The organism is Pseudomonas sp. R1-15, from assembly GCF_051132085.1.
Lineage (GTDB): Bacteria > Pseudomonadota > Gammaproteobacteria > Pseudomonadales > Pseudomonadaceae > Aquipseudomonas.
This window is the reverse complement of the sequence record NZ_CP071660.1, coordinates 5,304,275-5,324,783: the sequence shown is the minus strand read 5'-3', so window position 1 is coordinate 5,324,783 and position 20,509 is coordinate 5,304,275. Positions and strand designations below refer to the sequence as shown.

Sequence of the window (20,509 nt, the reverse complement as noted above, 5' to 3'; positions counted from 1 at the left end):
TTCGCCAACAGGAACTATCCAATGACTCAGTCCATCTGGAGCAAGTTGTTCACCGCGCTGCGTGGCGGTGCCAATGAAGTCGGCGAATCGATCGTCGATCAACAGGCCCTGCGCATCCTCGACCAGGAAATTCGCGACGCCGACACCGCGCTGGCCAACGCCAAGCGCGAGCTGGTCACGATCATGGCCAAGCACAAGCTGGCGACCGATCGCGTCGGCGAATACAACGCCAAGATCAAGGACCTCGAAGCCAAGGCCCTGGCCGCGATCCAGGCCAACCGCGAGGATCTGGCATTGGAGGTGGCCGAAGCCATTTCGACCCTGACCAACGAACTGGACGCCGAGCAAAAGCACGCAACGGAATTTGGCGGTTACGCGGAAAACATGCGCAAGGACATCACCAAGGCCGAAAGCCGCATCAAAAGCCTGCGTCAGCAAGTGGACATGGCCAAGGCCCGGGAAAGCGTGCAAAAGGCCCAGGTCAGTGCCTCGATTGCCAGCGGCGGCGCCAATGGCAAGCTGGAAACAGCGGTCGGTACACTCAATCGCCTGCAAGCCAAGCAACAGCAGCGGGCCGCTGAACTGCAAGCCCAGGACGAATTGGCGGAGGCTTCGACCGGCTCCGACCTGGAGCGCAAGCTGCGTGACGCCGGCATCACGCCGAACGAAGGCAGCGCCAACGCGATCCTGGAACGCCTGAAGAAAAAATCGGCTGAGTGATCGGTACACGTTGTCCTGAGTGAACCCGTGGCGAGGGAGCTTGCTCCCGCTGGACTGCGCAGCAGTCCCATTCTTTGGGGGCCGCTTCGCGCCCCAGCGGGAGCAAGCTCCCTCGCCACAAGGACTGTGCTCGGCCTGCCTGCTCGTCGGATTTATTGTCGCCAAGGTACTTCTATCCAAGCCCCGCAACAGGTTTAATGCTGTCCGGCCACTACGCTCGATCACACAGCTGCCCGAGCGAACATCCCGCCAGGAACGAAGCCCCACGGAGTCAGGGACGAAATGTCGATTTTTCTTCTGTTGCGCGCGTACGCTTCGTCGTTCTTTCATCGATTCGGCTGGGCCGGCCTGGCCATTGCGCTGGGTGTGCACCTGTCCACGGCCTGGATCGGCCTGGTGTTGCTGGGCGAGCAGCACCTTATCGCCGCCGCCACGTTCACCTACTTCTATCTCACCACCACGCTCACCGTCGGCTATGGCGATCTCGCGCCGCAGACTGCGGCGGGACGGGTGTTCGTGGCTACCTGGGTGATGCTCGGGGGCATTGCGCTGCTGACGGCAGCCATCGGCAAAACCACCAGCAGCGTCATCGATGTATGGAGAAAAGGCATGAAAGGCAAAGGCGATTTCACTGGCCAGGTCGGCCACACGGTTCTCATCGGGTGGGAGGGCGCCTCCAGCGAGCGGGTCATTGAATTATTGCTGCAGGACGAAACGTCCAATGACAACCTGATCGTCATCTGCGATTGCGATCTCGAAGAAAACCCCATGCCCGGCAAGGCCTCGTTCATCAAGGGCGACAGCCTGTCCTCGGTCGCCCTGTTACAGCGCGCCGGCGTACCCGGCGCCGAGCGCGTGCTGGTGCGAACCCATTCCGACGACCTGACCCTGGCCACGGTGCTGGCGGTCAATCGGCTGGGGCCCGTCGGGCATGTGGTCGCCCACTTCAATGACAGCGAAATTGCCGCCCTCGCCAGCGCCTATGCGCCGAGCCTGGAATGCACCTCCAGCATGGCCATCGAAATGCTCGTGCGGGCCTCCCAGGATCCGGGCTCGTCAGTGGTCATCAACGAGTTGCTCTGTGTCGGCGAAGGCGCCACCCAATACCTGATGAAATTGCCCGATGCGTTTGAAGCGACGTTCGGCGACCTCTACGGCCGAATGAAAGAGCAGCACAACGCTACGCTGATCGGCTACCGCGCCAAGGGTGCCCGACACCCATCGATCAATCCGCCTGGCACCACGCGCATCGCGGGTGGAGAACTCTTCTACATCGCGTCCGCGCGGCTCAAGGAAATTGCCCATGGGGTGGTTTAAACAGTTGATGGGGCTTGAGGCCCCGAACGCGAACAAGACAGCCAGCCATGACTCGCCCGTCAGCGGTCCGCTGGGCCTGGCCTCCGGCAAGCAGGTCATGTTCGATGCCACGCTCAAGTTGTTGCTCGACGGCAACAGCACCGTGGTCATCCCCGGCTCCCAACAGATCTGGAGCCTGGGCATCGTCGACCTCGGGCAGTCGAACTGGCTGTCGCGCTGCTACATGAACGACGAAGACTACTGGCTGCAAGTTCACACCAGCGGCGACGTCGCCGGGCAGGTCGAGTCGGTGATCCTGTTCAATTACCTCAGCTACGTCACGATCAACAGCGAAGCGGAGTTGCGTCGGCTGGCTGGCCCGGAAAGCCTGATCGGCCTGCCGACCTACACCCACGACGGTGTCGAATACACCCGTGAATGGGGCTCCGAGGCTGGCCAGACAGAACTGGTGGCGTTGAGCGAGCGCGTGAGCAATCCGCAAGAGTCCTACAGCGTCGAGCACCGCTCGATGCTGTACGCCCGCGACACCGGCCTGACCGATCGCCGGGAATTCCTGCTGTTCTCTGTCGAAGAGGACGCCGAAGGCACCGTCAGCATGAGCACTTCGCTGGGTATTTCGCTGTACACCACTGACCTGAACACTCTTTGAATAAGGAAGAATTCCATGCTTGAAGCGCTCTCCATTTCCCTGAACAAGGCTGCCGTGTTCGGCTTCGTCCTGTATATCCTCGGCGCGGCCGTGCTGTTCGCGCTGTTTCAGTTCATCTACATCCATGTCACGCCGCACAAAGAGTTCGAGCTGATCCGCTCGGGCAACGTGGCCGCGGCGATCGCCCTGAGCGGTGCCCTGGTTGGTTTCGCCATTCCTGCGAGTAACGTGATCGCCTACTCGATCAGCCTGCTGGATTTCGTCGTCTGGGCGGTGATCGCCGCAGCCGTCCAGTTGCTGGCCTTCCTGGTGACTAGCCTGGTGCTCAAGGGCGCCTCCGCGCGTATCAAGAATGGTGAGATCGCCGCCGGTATTTACATCGCCGCCGTGGCCATCAGCGTCGGCATGCTGAACGCCGCATGCATGACGCCTTCCACGAACTGATTGCGCCACGGAGATCCCGATGAAACGAAGCAAGTACGTCCAGCTTTCGCTGGCTGCGTCGGTCGCCCTGGCGATATCCGGTTGCGGGCCAACGGAAAAAACCTACAAGTTGCAAAAGAAGTACAACTTCCAGTCCGTCCAGCAATGTGTCGATGAAAAGCTGCCGGTGGACATTTGCGCCGACGCTTACATGACCGCCATGGCCGAGCATCGTCGCATCGCGCCGACGTACGCCAGCCAGGCCGATTGCGATGCCGACTTCGTCCCCGATTGGTGCCAGCAGGACTCGTCCGGCCAGTTCATTCCCAAGCTGGGCGGTTTCGAGCTGAGCGCCGATGGCGAAGTCACCCAATCCCAGGTGGACGCCGCCAGGGCCCAATTGCCCGCTTCGGAAGCGAACGTCGGTGGTTCAGGCTTCGGCAACCTGCTGACGGGCATGCTGATCGGCAACATGTTGAGCAGCAACCGCAACAGCTATTACTCCGAGCCGGTCTACCGTTACCGCGATGATCGCGGCAGCTTCGGGTCCTCGACCCTCAGCCAGCGTGTCTCCAGGGGCTCGACTTTTACCAAGTCCAACCAGGCGCGGTACGGCAGCTACACCGACACCATCAAGACCAGCAAGCCGATGTCCGTTGCTTCCTCCACGTCTCGCGGTGGTTTCGGCAGCAGTTCCAGCGCCCGCAGCGGTTGGGGCGGATCGAGCAGCTCCGGCGGTTGAGGAACCAGCACCATGAAGAAGATCCAGTGCGCAGAACGTCCTGACTGGAAACAGACGGCCGAGCAGCTCGGCTTTCTGTTCCACACCATCGACGACGAGCCTTATTGGGACGAAAGCGCGTACTACCAGTTCACCCTCAAGCAGATCGAGAATGACCTGGAAGACCCGACGACCGAGATCCATGAGATGTGCATGGACCTCGTGGCCCGCGTGGTCCAGAGCGAAGAATTGCTGGAGCGCCTGAGCATTCCCGCGCCGTTCTTCGACCTGGTTCGCACTTCATGGCTTGAAGGCCACCCGCACCTGTACGGGCGTATGGATTTCTCCTACAACGGCAGCGGCCCCGCCAAGCTGCTGGAGCTCAACTACGACACGCCGACCAGCCTCTACGAAGCGGCGGCGTTCCAGTGGGGCTGGCTGGAGCAATGCATCGAGCGCGGCGTGCTGCCGGCCCATGCCGACCAGTTCAACAGCATCGATACCAAGCTGCACCAGGCCTTTGCCCAGTTGCAGCTCAAGGAACCGTTTTATTTCGCCTCGATGAAAGGTTCGGTGGAAGACAAGGGCACCACGGACTACTTGCGCCTGATTGCGGAAAAAGTCGGCATCGAATCGCGGCACATCGATATCGAAGACATCGGCCTCAACAGTGACGGGCGTTTCGTCGACCTGGAGGAGCGCTGGATTCCACACCTGTTCAAGCTGCACGCCTGGGAGTTCATCTTCCACGAGCCGTTTGGCGCTGCGATCGCCCAATGCGATACGCAGTTTTTCGAGCCGGCCTGGAAGTCGATCGTCTCCAACAAGGGCATTCTGCCGCTGCTGTGGGAATTCAACAAAGGCCACCCGAACCTGCTCGCGGCCCACCTGGATACCGACACGAGCAAAGCCGTGCCCAAGGGCTGGGTGCGCAAGCCGTTCTTTTCCCGGGAAGGCGCCAACATCGAGCTGCAGACTGCTGACGGTTTGATCGTCAAGGAAGACGGCCCTTATACCGACGCACCGTTCATCCTCCAGGAATTCGCGCCATTGCCGCGCTTTGGCGACAGCTACACCCTGATCGGCTCCTGGGTCATCGGCGACCAGGCGGCCGGCATCGGCGTGCGCGAAGACAACAGCCTGATCACCAAGGATTCCAGCCGGTTCCTGCCGCATCTGATTCTCGACTGATTACCTGCACACAGCTTTTGGCCAAGCGTTGCACCCCTATGGGAGCGAGCTGCCACAGGGGTGTGCGGTATGTCAGTTATCTCAAGTCCACCAGTACCGAACCAGATGAAAGAAGATTGGTGCGGCGAAGCACACCGAATCCAAGCGGTCGAGCATGCCGCCGTGGCCTTCGATCATGTGCCCCCAATCCTTGACGCCTCGGTCGCGCTTGATCGCCGACATGACGATGCCGCCAGCAAACCCCAGCAGGTTGATCAGCAAGGCAATGAGGAACGACTGCCATGGGTTGAACGGGGTGATCCACCACAACGCGCCGCCAATCAGCGAGGCCAGGAAAATGCCACCGACAAAGCCCTCGACGGTTTTCGACGGTGACAGGTTCGGTGCGATCTTGTGCTTGCCGAACAACTTGCCGCACACGTACTGCAACACATCCGACAGTTGCACCACGATTACCAGATAGGCGATCAAGAGCAGGTTGCGCCCTTCGAAACCGGCAATGTCCAAGGTCAGCAACGCCGGTACAAAGGAGATGCAGAACACCGCGATCATCAAGCCCCACTGGACTTTGGAGGCGCGTTCCAGGAAGTGCGTGCTGTCGCCGCCAAGGGACGCGAGGATCGGCAGCAGCAGGAACACGTACACCGGAATGAAGATCGAAAACAGCCCGTACCAGTCGTAATAGATCAGCAAGTATTGCAGCGGCAGCGCCAGGTAGAACGCCGCCACCAAGGCTGGGTAATCGCTGCGCCGGGTGGGCGTCAGCGTGAGAAATTCCCGCAGCGCGTAGAACGACACGGCGTAGAACAACAGGATCACCGCCGCGTTGCCCAGCCAGAACGCGATGCCGATCACCAGCACCATGATCCACCAGGCATTGATCCGCGCATTGAGGTTCTCGATGACCGAGTTCGGTGCGCCTTTGGTCCGCAGCTTGAGTATGAAACCGACCAGCGAAGCCAGCAGCAGAATCGCGCCGATCCCGCCAAACAACATCAGGGTATATCGATCCATGTCAGACGTGCTCCGGGGCCAGCGCCAGCAGTGCGGCGCGGCTGCGTTCAAGGAATTGCTCTTTGCTTTCGCCTTCTTCGATGCACAGCGGCGCGCCGAAACTGGTGGTGCACAGCAGCGGTAAGGGCAATACGCGGCCCTTGGGCATGACGCGGTTGAGGTTGGCGATCCACACCGGGATCACCTCGACCTCGGGGTGGCTTTTCATCAGGTGGTAGATCCCGCTCTTGAACGGCAGCAGGCCTTCATCCGGGTTACGCGTGCCCTCGGGGAAGATGATCAGCGAGTCGCCGTTCTCCAGCGCATCGAGCATTGGCTGCAATGGGCTGTAGGAAGGGTCCTTGCGCTCGCGATCCACCAGCACGCCGTTGAACACCCGGTTGATGATGTAGCGGCGCATCGGGCTGGTTTGCCAATAGTCGGCGCCAGCGACGGGCCGAGTCAGTTTGCGCAGCGCCGGCGGTAGCGAGGCCCAGAGCAGCACGAAGTCGCCGTGGCTGCTGTGGTTGGCGAAATAGATCCGCTGCACCGGCGTGGGCGCGCAGCCGAGCCACAGGCTGCGAGCACCGGTGACCATCCGCGCGGCGGAGGTGATGAGGTTGGCGACCACGGGTTCGAACATGAGGATTCCTTGTCCTGAGAAACATAAATATCTGCACAACGCTTACTGGCCGGAATACATCACTGTGGCGAGGGGATTTATCCCCTCGCCACAAAAGCCATTCACTTGCTGTTTTTAAACACCCAGACCCGAGTAAACCAACCAGGGGCTCGCCAGTACGAAGCCCACCGTCAACAGCGCTTGCGTCGCCACCAGCCAGGCTTGGCGGCGAAGCAGGCGCATGGAACCGTGGCTGCGCTCGGGCCATGACCGCCCGCCGCGCTCGACCGGTTGCAGGCCGAGGTTGGCGAGGGCGGCGTCCAGCGCCTGGGTGCGTTCGGTCAGCGGCTTGCCAGCATCCGCGACGATCTGAAACAGATCGGCATCAAAGGCCACGCGAAACGCCAGATATTTTTCCTGCAGGCCGAGGACGAACACGCCAAAGCTCAGCAACAGCAGCCATGGATCGATGCTGCCCACCAGCCATTGACCCAGGCCGATCAGCGCCGCCAGCAAGGTCAGGCCGGTGGAGAGCTGGTCCAGCGAATGACCGCGGCGCAGCAGGCTCGCCACGGTGTGCAGTTCCATGTCACTGCTCATGACGACTCCCCGAACCTGTGGACATTTGTTCCAGCGCCTGGCGATGGGCCGGGTGCAATACGACACCCGGGCGCGCACGGCGGATCCGGGCGATGGCCGCCTCGACACTGTCGGCCCGACCGCTGTGCAGCAACCACGCCGCCACCGCCGTGGCGCTACGCGAATAACCCAGGGCGCAGCAGACCAGCACCGGCCCGTGCTGGCGCAGTTGCTCAATCATCTGCGCCGCGTTCAGGCACTGCTCGGCGGTCGGTGCCGTCAGGTCGAGCACCGGCAAGCTGCGATAGGCGATTGCGGTGCTGTCCATCGACAACTCGGCGCAGAGGTCGAGCACGCCAGTAAACGGGCTGCTTTTAAGCGACGCCGAGGTAGGAATTCGTCCGAGCCAGACGCCATCTGCCACCTGGTCCGGCTGCGGATGTTTGCGCGTCCACACGCGGGAATTGATCCACGCCGCGGCCAGATAGGGCGCCAGCAACCAGCGCACCGCCGGGCTCAGCCGGCCATCTTCACGCTTCTGGAAGCCACTGGCGCCAAACGTCAGGTAATTCAACGCCACCATGAGCACCGCGACCGCCGGCCAGATCAGCCAGAGCCACGCGCCGCCGAAGGCGAACGCCAACGTGAAAAAGACTGCGGCGCCCACGCCATAACGCAAGGCCAGTCGCAGGCGCGCCGGGTCGCGCGTCAGGCGTGCACTTCGCAGTGGACTCGGTCGGTCCAGCGGCCACAGCCAGACGCACAACCAACCGGCCAACGCACCGGTGGGCACGTCGACAAAATGGTGTTGGTAAGTGGTCAGTACCGACACGCCAATCAAGGCGAGCCAGCCGTGCATCAACCAGCGCCAGAAGCCTTGCAGATGACGTTGATAGCAGACCCAGAGCACCACCAGCAGCGCGATGTGCAGGGACGGCGCCTGGTTGAACGGCTTGTCGAAGCCGGCCAGCACGTCGAACATCCAGCCGAACACCCCGTCCATTTCCGGCCGCGGAAAGGTGAACGTCAGCGGCCAGAGCAGGAAGCAACTGACGGCAATCACCTGAGCCGTGAGCAGGCGCAGGGCGTGGCGCTTGAGTTCGTCGCGGCTGTTGGGCAGCAGCAGGGACAGGCCGTACAACAAGTCGATCGACCAGTACGGCACGATGGTCCAGGCCAGGAACGGCATGTGGCTTTCCCAAGCGAACACCAGCGTGCCGACATCGTCACGCTGGGACGTTACCCAGGTGGCGAAGCCGTAGGTGCTGAAGAACAGCGGTGCCAGCAACAGCAGCCAGAGCACCGCCGGTTTCAGCAGCGCGGGTTCGCGGACCGGAGCAATGACCGCGCTCATTACTGGACTCGCTGAGCCAGCGAAACGCTGAAGATGCCCCACTCATCGACCCGCAGGGTGATCTTGCGGAAACCCGCCGCCTCAACCAGTTGGTCCATTTCCGCTTGAGTGCGCCGACGCATCACCCAGGCCTGGCCAGCGCGGTGGCTGGTCAGGGCGCGGGCGATCAATTCCAGCTGCGGGTGCCACGGCTGGCCGGTGTAGACCAGGAAACCACCGGGCTCGACCGCTTCGGCCAGGCCGGCCAGAGAGCCCGCGACCATCTGGTTATCGGCGAACAACTCATACAGGCCCGACACCACGGCGAGGGTCGGCTTGGGTTCCAGGGCTGCGAGATCCTGACGGTCGAAGGCATCGCCTTTGACGAATCGAGCGATATCGCCCAAACCTTTTTCAACGATCAGCGCACTGCCGTCGCGCACGTTGATGTCGCTGTAGTCGCGCAGCAGGATCGACTCCGGCAACGGGCTGACGCCTTGCAGCGCCTCGAGAATGTAACGGCCGTGTCCGGCGGCGATGTCGACGATGCGCACTTCGCGGTCCTGCTCGCGCAATTTGCCCATCGCCAGGCGCAGCAATTCTTCGACGTGCAACTTGCGTTGGCGAATGCCACGCCAGCCGATGGAGTTCAGGTAGTTCTGGTCGATCATCTTGCCCAGCGCAGACGTGCCGGTGGGCCGGTTGCGATAGACGTAATCCAGGGTACTGCCGGAGTCGAATCCGGTGTCGAAGCCCAGCTTCACCCCGGCGGACAACTTGCTGCCAAAACGCATGCTGGCGCGGGTCATGCGCCAGTAAACGTCGCGCAACGAGTTGTGGGGCAGCGGCGTGGCCAGGGTTTCGGCTTCGGCGCAGGTCACGCCCAGGCGATCGGCGTCCAGCAGGGAAGGGCGCTCCAGCGGTCGGGCGAAGTTTTGCAGGATAAAACGTCGGGCACTGGCAATCGCCGGGGCGCGATTTTTCTCGCCGAGGGTGTCGTGGAAGAAACCCGGCAGAATGTGTTTTTCCTTGTGCAGGCTGCCCAGCCGCTCGAAGAACTGCTCCTGGGGTTTGCGATGCACCACGAAGTCGGAACCGGAGATCAACAGCTGCGTCGGCACCTGGATTGCCTGCGCGTCGGCGACAACCCGATCGGCGGCTTCGTACAGGCCCAGTAGCACATTCACCGAAATGGCCTTGGTGATCAGCGGATCGCTGTCGTAGGACGCCACCCGCTCCGGGTCATGACTGAGGAACTTCGCCTTGACGTAGCTGTTGACGAAAAAGTTGCCACGGAACTTGCGCATCAATGCCAGGCCCGGACGGGCAAACGGCACGTAGAGCTTGACCTTGAAGGCCGGCGACGCCAACACCAGCGAACGAATGCGCGGTGCGTAATCGTGGACCCAGGTGGATGCGATCACCGCACCGACGCTTTGCGCCACTACGGCGATGTTCTGTTCGTCGATCTGGTGCGTTGCGCCGATGTGGTCACAAAAGGTCTGCACATCCCGCGCGCTGGTGGCAAAACTCGGGCTGTCGCCGCGTTCGCCAGGCGACTGGCCGTGGCCGCGTGCGTCCCAGGCGAAAAACTCGAACCCGGGCAGATCCAGCTCATCCACCAGATGCGCGATGCGCCCGGAGTGTTCATGGCCGCGGTGAAACAACAACACAGCCTGACGGGGTTCACCCGTCGCTGCCTCGACAGCCGGCCAGTGCCGGTAGAACAACTCCACGCCATCGTGGGTGGTGAACGTCAGTTCCTGGGCTTCGCGCATTGCAACTTCCTTATGCTGAGGGAGCGTTTTCCGACACCTGGCTCAGGCCATGACGGACCCGATTGACCAAGGTATAAACCAGCAGGGCGGCAACAACCGCCATCACACCATCAACCCACAGCGCCCCAAGCCAACCCAGGGCAATACCGGTCGCGAGCACGCCGAACACAAAGGCGCGATCACTCTTGCCCATCGGCCCGTCATAACGCCGCGAAGCCCCGACCATCGCCCCCAGCACGCCGGCGTATTCGCTGAACAACGCTAACAGCGTGACCAACAACACGAGCAACAGGCTGGTATCGGCAAACAAGGCAAAAGGCAGGATCAAGGCAGCGTCGGCGATGATATCGCATAGCTCATTGAGGTACGCGCCCAGATTCGATTGCTGGCCAAACTCCCGCGCGAGCATGCCATCCACCGCGTTCAAGGCCATGCGCAGGAACATCCACACAGGCACCAGGATAAAAACCCACGGATGACTGGCGAACCACGCAATTACCGCCCCCACCAACACCGACACAGCACCCGCCAGAAGCGTGACCTGGTTGGCGGTGACACCCTTGTTGTAAAGACGTTGGACGGTGGGGCGAAGCAAATTCTGGAAGGCGGGTTTGAGTTGATAAATGGAAGGCATTTGAAATGGGATCTCGGCCGGATTCGGGGCAGGGCTTGTGCAGATGCGAGATTACGATAGGTTGAGGCCTTGCAGGTGGGTATTTACTGGGAATGCGCGCGGGTAGGCATCTGCGCGGGTGTTTGCGCTGGAAAACCGACTACAAAAGGACTGCTGAAATGCTGCGAGTGGATTGGCTCATCAACCACATGGATAAGTGCAACCTGATGGCCGAGTGGCTTTATCGAGAGTTCAGCTATGAATTTGCGCAGCAGTCGCTCGCCAGTTGGCAGGAAGAGTTTGCAGCGGGGCAACGCGATGGCCGCTGGAAATGCCTGATCGCCCTGGAACACGACCAGTTGTTGGGCGGCGCCTCGGTGGCGGGAGACGATCTGCCTGAACGCCCCGACCTCGGCCCTTGGCTGGCCTGCGTATTCACCAGCCCGAATGCCCGCCGCAGAGGACTTGCGGCGCAGTTGATCGACGGCATCTGTAGCCATGCGAAAGAGGCAGGCTTCACCACCTTGTTCCTGCACACCCACAGCCAACGGGATTATTACGCCAGGCTGGGCTGGGAAGTGCTGGAGCGCTTCGAGGCTTGGGGCAAGGAGCAATGGCTCATGGCGCGGTGTTTATGATTTTTATAAGCCCTAGCCCCCAGCACGCAGCGGCCCTCCGACCGGGACGTACACGACCGGGGCATCCCCGGGCAACGTTTCGATGGGGTCTTCGGTGTAGCCAAAGCCTTCCTCCTTCAGATTGATCGAATGCACGCTGTGCTCACGGGCGGTGTTTTCGGTGAGTTTGGTGAACAGGCGGTGATCGGCGGGTTGGGTGAAGCGATCGCCGGGGTGGAGTTGGGCGAAGGTCAGGGTGGGGTGGTTCATGACGGGGCGCTCCGAGTGATACGTGGTCTCTCTGGGATTGAGGGGCGCGTTGGGATTGGGTTCCGTTTTTGCACAGTCGAACGCGATGATTGGCTTGGAGTGGGCAACCCGTATTTAGGTGGGCCGTTGTGGGAGCGAGCTTGCTCGCGATGGCGGTGTGTTAGGCAAGAATGACTCAACTGACCAGATGCCGGACGCGCCGGCTTCTCATTTCCCAACCTGCTGACCTGCGTGCGGCTGCTTCCTTATTGTTCATGAAAAGGGGCTGCGTCATTATTATTCAGTATGTTCAGAATGTGCTTTAGCCATAACTCCCCAGACTCCCAGTTCATCCAATAGCAATAATTGCAAGGCATGTCATCCATAATAAATTCTTTAATTTTTTCTTCGCTGAGCTCCATTGCTAGCAACCTATAAATTTCGTTTGTCACCATCGTTATGATTTCAGGTGCGGAGTCCAATACAAAGGCCCTGATTATTTCGTCGGGTTCTGATGACTCACACATCCAATCTTGATGAAAATAACATCCAAAAAATTGGAAGAGCTCGGGGTATTTATCTTTCATATTTTTCAATAAATCCTGTGAGTAAATTATATCCCGTTGGTGATCGGTCGGACTTTCTAAGAACTAAGACCACGACCGACAGCGGTTCTAGGATTCCAGCTTCACGTATAACGCCGACTCCAACTGGAGAGGTAAACGATTGCTGTAAGGTAAGCGATGTTCTCAATCTGTTATTTAAGAAACCATCTACATCTGCCTTTCTAGCCCTTAGTACGCTGGAAACAGCTGACTCTGCCGTAGCCCTATCCGGAAATGTAGAAGCGGTAGGTACGTGAGGCTCCGAGTCAAGGCGCCTCCTTAGTTGATCTTCGGAACGCCCCACATGTTTTTCTATCAAATGCCCACCACGGGCCTCATGCGCAGCCAAACCTCCACCCGGCACAATTTCGCTAAACGGTCCATCGGCGTCGATATCGCCGGGGCACTGACACGCCAACCCCAACGGATCCACCCACCCCGTCGGGTTCAGGGTGTACCGGTACCCATTCAACCCACCCGCCAGCTTGCTCGGGTCAGGCGTGAGATACCGGCCCGTGTCCGGATTGTAGTACCGGTGCCGGTTGTAGTGCAGGCCGCTTTCCAGGTCGTGGTATTGGCCTTGGAAACGCAGCGGTTGGTTCAGTTGCTTGCCGGCGCCGTGGGCGAGTTTGGTGAGTTTGCCGTAGCCGGTGTAGCGCGCCGCCCAGACGATTTCGCCCTGGTGGCTGGTCAGTTCCTGGGGTGTGCCCAGGTGGTCGTTGTGGTAGTAGAAGGGCGTGGCGTTTTTTGGGCCTTGGCCTTCGAGCAGGGCGAGGGGGCGGAAGGTGCCGGGCTCGTAGACGTAGCTTTGGTAATGATGGTCGCTGCTTTCGGCGATGAGCTGGTCGCCTTGCCAGATGAATTCGGTGGTCTGGCCGTCCACGGTCTTTTCGATGCGTCGGCCGAAGGCGTCGTAGCGGTAGGACGTTTCGTTGCCGTCCGGGCTGGTGAAGCCGATGAGGCGGTGCTGGCTGTCGTAGCGGTATTCGGTGACCAGGCACTGGGCTTTGCCGCGGCGCTCGCGGACCAGGTTGCCGTAGGCGTCGTAGTCGTAGTGGCGATCGCCCTCCATCAGCAGGCGGTTGCCCTTGAGCGTGGTCGGGCCGGGGCGGTCGTGCAGCAGCAGGTTGCCGGCCGGGTCGTGGGAAAAGTGCTCGGGGGGCTGGCTGTGGGCGTAGTCGATGCGCAGCAGGCGATCTTGCGGGTCGTAGTGGTAGGCGCGTCGGTTTCGGGTGTCGGACAGCGTGGCGAGGTTGCCGTTGGCGCTGTAGGAATAATCGCGCCAGAACAGTTGTTTCTGCTGGGTCTGCCACACGGTCTGGGCCTTGAGGCGGCCCTGTTCGTCGTAGTTGTAGTCGCTGAGCAGCAGGCCTTGCTGGCGCTGGCGCTCGCGGGTACCGGTGAAGCGGTGTTCGGTCAGGCACTGGCCGTTGAGGTCGATGGCCAGCAGCGCGCCGCCATAGAGGTGGCGGTAATTGAGGGTGCTGCGGTCGGGCAGGCGGCAGTAGGTCAGCCGGCCGGCCTCGTCGTAGCGATAGTGCAGGGTGGCCCAGCCCTCATGTTCGGCGACGAGGCGGTCCTGGTTGTCGTATTCGTAGGCCAGCGGCCAGTGGCCGTCGTCGACGCTGACCAGCCGGCCGAGGGCGTCGTAGCGGTACTCGACCGGTTTGCCGTCGGGCAATGTTTTGCGCAACAGGCGGCCAGCGCTGTCGCGCTGATAAGCGGTGAGCCGCTGGCTGCCATCGGCACCGAACTCGGTCTTTTCCAGCAGGTGGCCGTTGAGGTCGTAGGCGTAGCCGGTGCGCTGGCCGTCGAAGCCGGTTTCCTGTCGGATCAATCCGTTGGGCGTGTAGGCCAGCTGATATTTTTCGCCGGATTCATTCTCGATTTCGGTGAGCAACAGCCGCGCCGAGTCGTAGCGATACTTCAGTTCGCTGCCATCGGGATTGAGCCGCCGGCTGATCAGGTGCAGGTCGTCGGCGTATTCGTAGCGGGTGATGCGCCCCAGTTCGTCGCGTTCGGCGGTGACCTTGCCGTAGGCGTTGTAGCTCCAGGCGCGGGTGGCGCCGGTGGGCAGGGTGGTTTCCAGCAGGCGGCCGACGGCGTCCCACTGGTAGTGGGTGATCGCGCCATGTTCGTCCCGGCGGGTCAGCAGCCGTCCCAACGTGTCGTAGGAAAAACTCCGCTGACTGTCGTCGGGCAGGGTTTCTTCGGTCAGCTGGCCCTGGCTGTTGCGGACAAAATGATGGGTGCCGCCGTCCGGATAGCGGATCGAGAGCAGTTGCCCTTGGGCGTCATAGGCGTACAGGGTGCTGTGACGATCCGGGTCGATGGCCTCGATCACATCACCCTGGGCATTGCGCCGGTAGGTCCACACGGCTTTGCCGCGCTGTCGGGCGTGCAGGAAGCCGTTGCGGTATTCGTAGGACGTCGGCTCGCCTTCAGGCGGAATCAACGCCACCAGCCGTCCGGCTTCGTCGTAGCGGTATTCGGTCACCGCGCCCAAAGGATCCTGCTCGGCGGTCAGCCGGCCCTGCTGGTCATAGGCTTTGAGCTGTTCGCCACCAGCGGGATCGACCTGGCGCACCAACCGTGCACGGTCGTCGTGGACGTACACCTCCTGGCTGCCATCTCGATGCCGGACCGTGACGCTGCCGTCCTCGCCCCAGCTGTAGTGGCTGTCCATCTGCGCGAAGGACGCCCAGTGCCGCACGCAGCGCGCCGCTGGGCCGAGGCCTTGCCATTCCCAGTAAAAACTCGCGCCGCCGGCCAGTTGCCGCTGGAGGATGACGTGCTGGTCGTCGTAGTCGTAGCGCTCGCTTTCGCCGGCGGCATTGGTCGCCTCGATCAGTCGGAAACGGCCGTCGTAGCGGTAGGTCACCAGCGTCTGTTCGGTGCGCCAGGCTTCGTCCGGATGCTGTTGCGGGTCAAAGCTCTGATAGTCGATGGCGACCAGGTGACGATGCTCGTAGCGCAACCGCAGGCCGCGTCGGGCGCCGTTGTCCAGGCGGCTGATGTCGCCATAGATGTTGCGCTGGACGGTCAGGCGGTTGTCGTACCGATCGCTCAGCGCCGTCAGATGACCGTCGCGAAAGTGTAGGAAAGGGGCGTCTTCGCCGGGTTGGGCGATGATCAGTTCGTCCGGCTCGCGGCTCAGGTAGATCGCCGCGCGGGCCAGGCTGTTGTGGATCGCCGGGCGCTGAAGGTTGGGGCGAGGAAAGGTTGTGCGGCGGTTTTCCTGATCGATCCAGATCACCTGCTCACCCTCGATCACCAGGCGATGGGCCAGGCCATGGCTCCAGCCACGGCCGAGGCCGATGTCCAGCCCGGCGGCGCTGGTGCGGTAGAGGCGGGTGAAGACGAAGGGCAAGCGCCCGTCGAGGGTGCCATCCTCCAGGGTCAGCAGTTCCTCGCCGGTGACCATCGACACCGGGCAGCCGTCGGTGCGGGTCTGGGCGGCGCTGTCGGCGGGGTCGCCGTTGGGGTTTTTTGATGGGGTGGGGGCGTCGTCGTGGGGTTCGTACTTGCTCAGCCGTGCAGCGGCCTGGGACTTTTCCCGCACGATCGGAGCCGGATGTCTGACCGACAGCGGTGCGGAATCCCCAGTGGTGATCTGCAACGGCGTGACGGGCGCCGGCCCCACCGACGGCCCTCGGCCACCGACCACCAGCGGTTTCAGTACATCGGCGTGGTTGTCGAGGCTGCCGCCGCCGAGTTGGCCCAATCGCTGGCTGGATGCCTGCAACCACTCGCGGGCGCGTTCCGAGCGGACATGGCGCAACACTTTGCCGGTCAGGCGCAAACCCAGACCCAGGCCGCCGGTAAAACGCGCCAACAGAAAGTTGATCAGAATGGCGGCGCGTATTTCGCCCATGACTTCAGCCATGTACTGCGGCGGCAACATCCGCAGCCAACTGGTGAAGGCCGCCGTGTAGACCAAGAGCAACGGCTCGTCGCTCAAGATCATCAAGGCTTTGGCTATCGCCTCTACCGGTGCTTTCAGCAGTTGCTCAAGTTCGACCTCGGTGAGGTACTCCAGCAACTTTTCGCTGTTGGCCTGCAGGTCCGCCAACAGATCGAAGACCTGCTTGATGTCGTCCCATAGCCCATGCAGCGCGTCTTCAAAGCCGCGCAACTGAGCCTGCTGCAATACGTCGATGCGCTTGAGGAAACTGCTTTCGGAAAATTCCTTCCACAGTGGTTGAAACTCGTTCCACTCGGCTTTCAGCCAGCCTTCGAGCTCGACGATCACCTGCTGGTAGGACGCGTACAGTGCCGTGACGTGATCGGCCGTCAGATCAGGAAAAAAGGTGATGCGATAACGCCGACCGCGGTCGCATTCAGGTATTTCCAGGATGCCGCTGGGGCCGATGTCGTGACGGACTGCCTCGCCAAACGTTTCCTTCCCCGGCTCGCCGCCAAGGATTGGCTCCAGCATCACCGGCGTGTCGCCGATTGGCACGAAACGCGAGGCCTGGAACATATGCACGAGCGTCAACGGGCCCTGCGCCGGACACCGTGCCACCATAGAGCTGACCTGCTTGCCGCCAGTTCTTGCAGGCGCCAGCGCGACCTCGTCGCCCACCTTGAACGCCTGCTTGATGTCCAGCGTCCGGCCGGCCCAGAAATCTTCTGCCCAAGTGTCGTAGTCGCTCAGGCATTGGCGGAAATCCTCCAGCACCACCTCGACATCGGGACGGTCCGAGTCCATGACTGCCATCACCAGCGAACCAATGACGTTGCCCTGGGCAAGGATTTTCTCGTAGAAGGGCATGCAGGCATCTCGCGGCGCAGGGTAGACGCGAGACTTTGCCGGGGGCGGCAAAGGAAATAAGTCAGGAAAAGAAGCAGCGCGTGTAGGGCGTTTCTTTAATTGCCGCTACGTTGTCGGGGGCAAGCCGAAGCGCTGAAATGGAGGTGACTCAGCCGAGGGTGTTTATCAGGCTCGTGGGATCTGGAAAGGGGCTGACGCTGTCTTGCGCCGTTGCCTACAACTACGCCAGAATCGGCCGGCTTGTGCGGCTTGGGGTTGGTCGGTAGCTTGGGTCCGGTCACTGCTCATCAGTGATCGGGTTTCGCAGCCCGGACTCTATAGACGCACAATGTCACCTTCGAAAGCAGATAGTCCATGTCTGTACTTTCGTCAGAGGTGGCTGTGCGTGGGAGACCTTCGGGTCTGCCGGTCCCTAGAGTCCCGGTCTGCGAACCCGCGTACAGCTGCCACCCATAATTCGTTTCGCAGCGAACGGTGGCAGCTCCAACCGACTCTAGGAGCTTTCCATGGCCAAAATTACACCGAACCCCCCAGCTACAGATGGACATGAGTCTCGCGCTCAGTCTGCTCGCAACAAAAAAGTCGATGATGCTACCAATCGGGCTTTCGATTCCGATCTCAAGCCTACCCTTCAGAACGAAACTTCCGACAAGCCCGACGCCTTGTTTACCGTCGCGCCAGATGTGGACATGGAGTGCCTGCTCGCGAACCTGAGCGAAAGCCTGGCTTCGGCCAATGCAATGATCAATGATCTCGCGTTCGATCTGGAAGGCTCACGACGACATGTCGCGTTGGGGATTTTGCAGTTGATTGAGCTGAGTGAGTTGTTGGCGAACCGGGCTTTGGATATTGTTGAGATGAGGTAGGGCGGGGAGTTGAATGCCCGCCTGGCGTAAAAAAGGTCTTGCCTGGCAAGACCTCTTGCGTCTTCCGATTGCCCCGAAACGACGAGCGCTCAGATTGTCCAGATGAGATACACACGGCCCTAACAGGTCGCCATCTCCGGCCTGAAACTGCTGGTGGTCAACCGCTTCAACGCGATCCCAAGCGCGTGATCATCAAATAACTTGCTTTTGCGAGCCGCAGCCCCCGCTCCGCCGTCCCAGCGCTTCATCGCCTCGCGAATCGCAGGCACAGTCGGGGTGACCCCCTCCTGGCTCAGCAGCCAATCAACTGTCGCCAATAACTCCATGCCGAAAGGCGACTCAAAGCCGTCGATCAACTCGGCGGTGCGTTCCAAAGCCTGGACGTATTCCTTGGCTTCTGTCTGGAGATAAGTCTGTAGGAACGCTTTGCGCCCTTCATCGAACCAGATCACGTCGCTGATACCCGCATCACTGATACGTTTGTCGCAATGCAGATAGCTTCCATCCAGGTTATTAAGCAGATGCTCCAGCCGGTTGGCGTACGGCCCGTATTTATGAGCAACAAACTGAAGATTCAGAGGGTTCTCGGTGTTCGGCAGCTTTTCGATAGCGCGCTCAAGAAACCAGGCAAGCTTCTGAATCTCAAGCAGGCTGCATTCCATACCCAGAACCCAGTAGCGACGAACCAGTTCGGCAATCAATGCACGAGCAGGCGTGAGCTTCTCCACGCCGCTACGCTTGGCAACGTTCAGATACTGGTTGGACGGCTCGAACACCAGCACATCGACATCCAGATCATTCAAGACTTCAACAATCTGCTCGCGAACCTCGGGCCACTTCAAACCACCGTTGCCAGCCCCTAGCGGTGGAACCGCCACGGACTTCACATCATTTTCGATCAGGAAGCGACGCAGGTCGTGCAGACCTTCAGTGATCCACACCATCTGCGACGGTGACCGCCAGTGCCGTTTGGTCGGGAAGTTCACGATCCAGCGTGGCCCTTCCAGTTCGTTGACTGCCGTCACGTGAACCTTGCCCGTCTCCACTTCGCCAGCCTTGCAGGCCGCCGAGTACAGGCGGTAATTCTCCGTGAAGCGCTCTTTGAACATCAGCGCGATACCTTTACCCATCACGCCCACGGTATTCACCGTGTTGACCAGAGCTTCGGTTTTGGCTTCCAAAAGGTTGCCTTGGGTAAAACGGATCATTGGAAATACCATCCCGGACGCGCATGAACAGGTAACGCCAAGCCCCTTACGGCCACGTCCTGCTCTATGCGGTTTTTCATTGCATCGGTGTAGCACATGATGCCAAGGAGTCCTGTAATGGGTAGATGGTTATGGATCAGCGCTTCGGCCTGATACCGCTCCATCTTACGAGGGTCGTCAGGATCGCGCTTGAAGTCGCGTCGTTGAATGATAGACCAATCGATCTGGCCGAGATTCTCCAGGTCGCTGTAGTAGTCTGTCCAATCAGGGTAGGCATGGGCTGTCGTGTAGACGAACGGAAGGTCCATCTGCTCAATGCGGTACAGGCTGGAGACCAGGATCACGATCTCATCATTGCTGCGCTGCTGAACACTCCGCCCCGAGTGGATGTTTTTCATCATCACAGAGAAGGGCGTGAAATAAAAGGGCACGTAGTCAGCCAATACCCCTCCCGGAGCTATGGGAACGTGCCGAGCTCGGCGTTTGTCAATCAAGTCAACGTTGCCGATGTTTACGTACTGCGGTGACTGAACGCCCGAATTCGCACAGTGCAGACCGTTGTCCAGAATCCAAGGCAGGTTCTCCCGATGGACAATACGCCAAATCAGAGCTTTCTCTGGATTCAGTCTGCTGTAGATCATTTATCGGAACATTCCGGGATTCACACTGATGGGAGTCGCTAGATTGGCTGGGCGCATTTTAGCCTCACAAAGCTGTTTGACCTCATCGTTTGGGACGTAAATCCTGGAAAAATCTTCGGGTGAAACCACGTGTGGGGATAGGCATTCAGCCATACAGACGTTTTTGCACTGGTGGTTTTGATATTCGCGGGTATTCATGAGCTCCCAATTGATGACTTGGAAACCAGCGTTGTAGTCGAGTAGCTGAATTGCCTCATCTGCAAGTGGATGCTGCGGGATGATCTTCCAGCCCGTTTCCTTGGCAAATGTTCTGAAAACAGAGATCAGCACGAACTTTGATTTAGGACGATCAAGCTGCACGCGGCCATCAAACGGGTTGCCGGCGAACCAATGAAAGGGAACATAGCGGTCCAGGTTGAGAGCTTGGCGCTTCTTGAGAATCTCGCTGTCTGCCACATCAGTGAAGTTGGCGAGACTGGCCCGAGGCTTCAGGCCTGCTGAGAAGATCCCATCCAGGTTTTCAATAGAAGTCAGATGGTAAACGAAGTACTGGTCTTTGATGCTTCTGGCGTCTGACATTGCGGTCTCCTTGACCTACGCATATCTAAAT

General features: G+C 60.4%; 20 protein-coding genes. 8 read left to right on the top strand and 12 right to left on the bottom strand.

Going from position 1 to position 20,509, the window contains the following annotated elements:
• The first annotated feature begins 21 nt into the window (after window positions 1–21).
• The 6 genes from J3P97_RS24060 (at window position 22) to J3P97_RS24035 (ending at window position 5,021) form a co-directional block, all read left to right on the top strand.
• Complete coding sequence (locus J3P97_RS24060) at window positions 22–720, top strand: PspA/IM30 family protein (RefSeq protein WP_434601949.1); 699 nt, start codon at window positions 22–24, stop codon at window positions 718–720.
• Between the two features lie 282 nt (window positions 721–1,002).
• Window positions 1,003–2,037: an ion channel gene (locus J3P97_RS24055; RefSeq protein WP_434571554.1), complete on the top strand. Its 1,035-nt coding sequence runs from the start codon at window positions 1,003–1,005 to the stop codon at window positions 2,035–2,037.
• A complete protein-coding gene (locus tag J3P97_RS24050) occupies window positions 2,024–2,686 on the top strand; it encodes a DUF2491 family protein (RefSeq protein ID WP_434672910.1) in 663 nt (220 codons plus the stop codon). The genes J3P97_RS24055 and J3P97_RS24050 overlap by 14 nt, the downstream gene beginning before the upstream one ends.
• 15 nt (window positions 2,687–2,701) lie before the next feature.
• Complete coding sequence (locus tag J3P97_RS24045; RefSeq protein WP_434571556.1) at window positions 2,702–3,130, top strand: DUF350 domain-containing protein; 429 nt, start codon at window positions 2,702–2,704, stop codon at window positions 3,128–3,130.
• Window positions 3,131–3,149: 19 nt separating this feature from the next.
• Window positions 3,150–3,851, top strand: coding sequence for a DUF1190 domain-containing protein (locus J3P97_RS24040; protein ID WP_434571557.1), 702 nt, complete (start codon window positions 3,150–3,152; stop codon window positions 3,849–3,851).
• Window positions 3,852–3,863: 12 nt separating this feature from the next.
• Window positions 3,864–5,021, top strand: coding sequence for a glutathionylspermidine synthase family protein (locus tag J3P97_RS24035; RefSeq protein WP_434672909.1), 1,158 nt, complete (start codon window positions 3,864–3,866; stop codon window positions 5,019–5,021).
• A gap of 81 nt (window positions 5,022–5,102) precedes the next feature.
• Here the strand turns inward: J3P97_RS24035 and J3P97_RS24030 are convergent, their stop codons facing one another.
• From J3P97_RS24030 to J3P97_RS24005, 6 genes are all read right to left on the bottom strand, one after another.
• Entirely contained in the window at window positions 5,103–6,035 is a 933-nt protein-coding gene (locus J3P97_RS24030; RefSeq protein ID WP_135847378.1) for a phosphatidate cytidylyltransferase, read from the bottom strand.
• A 1-nt stretch (window position 6,036) separates the two neighbouring features.
• Window positions 6,037–6,657 (bottom strand): lysophospholipid acyltransferase family protein, encoded by a 621-nt coding sequence (locus tag J3P97_RS24025; RefSeq protein ID WP_434571559.1) that lies wholly within the window; start codon window positions 6,655–6,657, stop codon window positions 6,037–6,039.
• 114 nt (window positions 6,658–6,771) lie between these two features.
• Window positions 6,772–7,236 (bottom strand): hypothetical protein, encoded by a 465-nt coding sequence (locus tag J3P97_RS24020; protein ID WP_434672908.1) that lies wholly within the window; start codon window positions 7,234–7,236, stop codon window positions 6,772–6,774.
• Window positions 7,226–8,569, bottom strand: coding sequence for a phosphatase PAP2/dual specificity phosphatase family protein (locus tag J3P97_RS24015; RefSeq protein WP_434672907.1), 1,344 nt, complete (start codon window positions 8,567–8,569; stop codon window positions 7,226–7,228). Before J3P97_RS24015 ends, J3P97_RS24020 begins: the two co-directional genes overlap by 11 nt.
• Window positions 8,569–10,326: a bifunctional alpha/beta hydrolase/class I SAM-dependent methyltransferase gene (locus tag J3P97_RS24010; RefSeq protein WP_434672906.1), complete on the bottom strand. Its 1,758-nt coding sequence runs from the start codon at window positions 10,324–10,326 to the stop codon at window positions 8,569–8,571. Before J3P97_RS24010 ends, J3P97_RS24015 begins: the two co-directional genes overlap by 1 nt.
• Before the next feature lie 10 nt (window positions 10,327–10,336).
• The gene (locus J3P97_RS24005) at window positions 10,337–10,960 is read right to left on the bottom strand and encodes a CDP-alcohol phosphatidyltransferase family protein (RefSeq protein WP_434571567.1); all 624 of its coding nucleotides are present in this window, start codon (window positions 10,958–10,960) and stop codon (window positions 10,337–10,339) included.
• Between the two features lie 158 nt (window positions 10,961–11,118).
• On the opposite strand from J3P97_RS24005, the gene J3P97_RS24000 reads away from it, so the two are divergent.
• A complete protein-coding gene (locus J3P97_RS24000; RefSeq protein ID WP_434672905.1) occupies window positions 11,119–11,577 on the top strand; it encodes a GNAT family N-acetyltransferase in 459 nt (152 codons plus the stop codon).
• Between the two features lie 12 nt (window positions 11,578–11,589).
• Here J3P97_RS24000 and J3P97_RS23995 read toward each other — a convergent pair whose 3' ends face one another.
• The 3 genes from J3P97_RS23995 to J3P97_RS23985 form a co-directional block, all read right to left on the bottom strand.
• Window positions 11,590–11,826 carry a hypothetical protein gene (locus J3P97_RS23995; RefSeq protein ID WP_434672904.1) on the bottom strand — a complete coding sequence of 79 codons (237 nt, stop codon included), beginning with the start codon at window positions 11,824–11,826 and terminating at the stop codon, window positions 11,590–11,592.
• 245 nt (window positions 11,827–12,071) lie between these two features.
• Window positions 12,072–12,392 carry a contact-dependent growth inhibition system immunity protein gene (locus tag J3P97_RS23990; protein ID WP_434672903.1) on the bottom strand — a complete coding sequence of 107 codons (321 nt, stop codon included), beginning with the start codon at window positions 12,390–12,392 and terminating at the stop codon, window positions 12,072–12,074.
• Window positions 12,382–17,184: an RHS repeat-associated core domain-containing protein gene (locus J3P97_RS23985; protein ID WP_434672902.1), complete on the bottom strand. Its 4,803-nt coding sequence runs from the start codon at window positions 17,182–17,184 to the stop codon at window positions 12,382–12,384. Before J3P97_RS23985 ends, J3P97_RS23990 begins: the two co-directional genes overlap by 11 nt.
• A gap of 506 nt (window positions 17,185–17,690) precedes the next feature.
• Here J3P97_RS23985 and J3P97_RS23980 point away from each other — a divergent pair.
• Window positions 17,691–18,050 (top strand): DUF6124 family protein, encoded by a 360-nt coding sequence (locus J3P97_RS23980; RefSeq protein WP_434672901.1) that lies wholly within the window; start codon window positions 17,691–17,693, stop codon window positions 18,048–18,050.
• A 119-nt stretch (window positions 18,051–18,169) separates the two neighbouring features.
• On the opposite strand, the gene darG is transcribed toward J3P97_RS23980, so the two are convergent.
• Genes darG through J3P97_RS23965 form a run of 3 tightly spaced genes read right to left on the bottom strand, consistent with a single transcriptional unit; the run spans window position 18,170 to window position 20,478 of the window.
• Window positions 18,170–19,258: a type II toxin-antitoxin system antitoxin DNA ADP-ribosyl glycohydrolase DarG gene (darG, locus tag J3P97_RS23975; protein ID WP_434672900.1), complete on the bottom strand. Its 1,089-nt coding sequence runs from the start codon at window positions 19,256–19,258 to the stop codon at window positions 18,170–18,172.
• Window positions 19,255–19,899: a type II toxin-antitoxin system toxin DNA ADP-ribosyl transferase DarT gene (darT, locus tag J3P97_RS23970; protein WP_434672899.1), complete on the bottom strand. Its 645-nt coding sequence runs from the start codon at window positions 19,897–19,899 to the stop codon at window positions 19,255–19,257. Before darT ends, darG begins: the two co-directional genes overlap by 4 nt.
• Complete coding sequence (locus J3P97_RS23965; protein ID WP_434672898.1) at window positions 19,900–20,478, bottom strand: DarT ssDNA thymidine ADP-ribosyltransferase family protein; 579 nt, start codon at window positions 20,476–20,478, stop codon at window positions 19,900–19,902. It lies immediately after the preceding gene.
• Window positions 20,479–20,509: the final 31 nt, after the last annotated feature.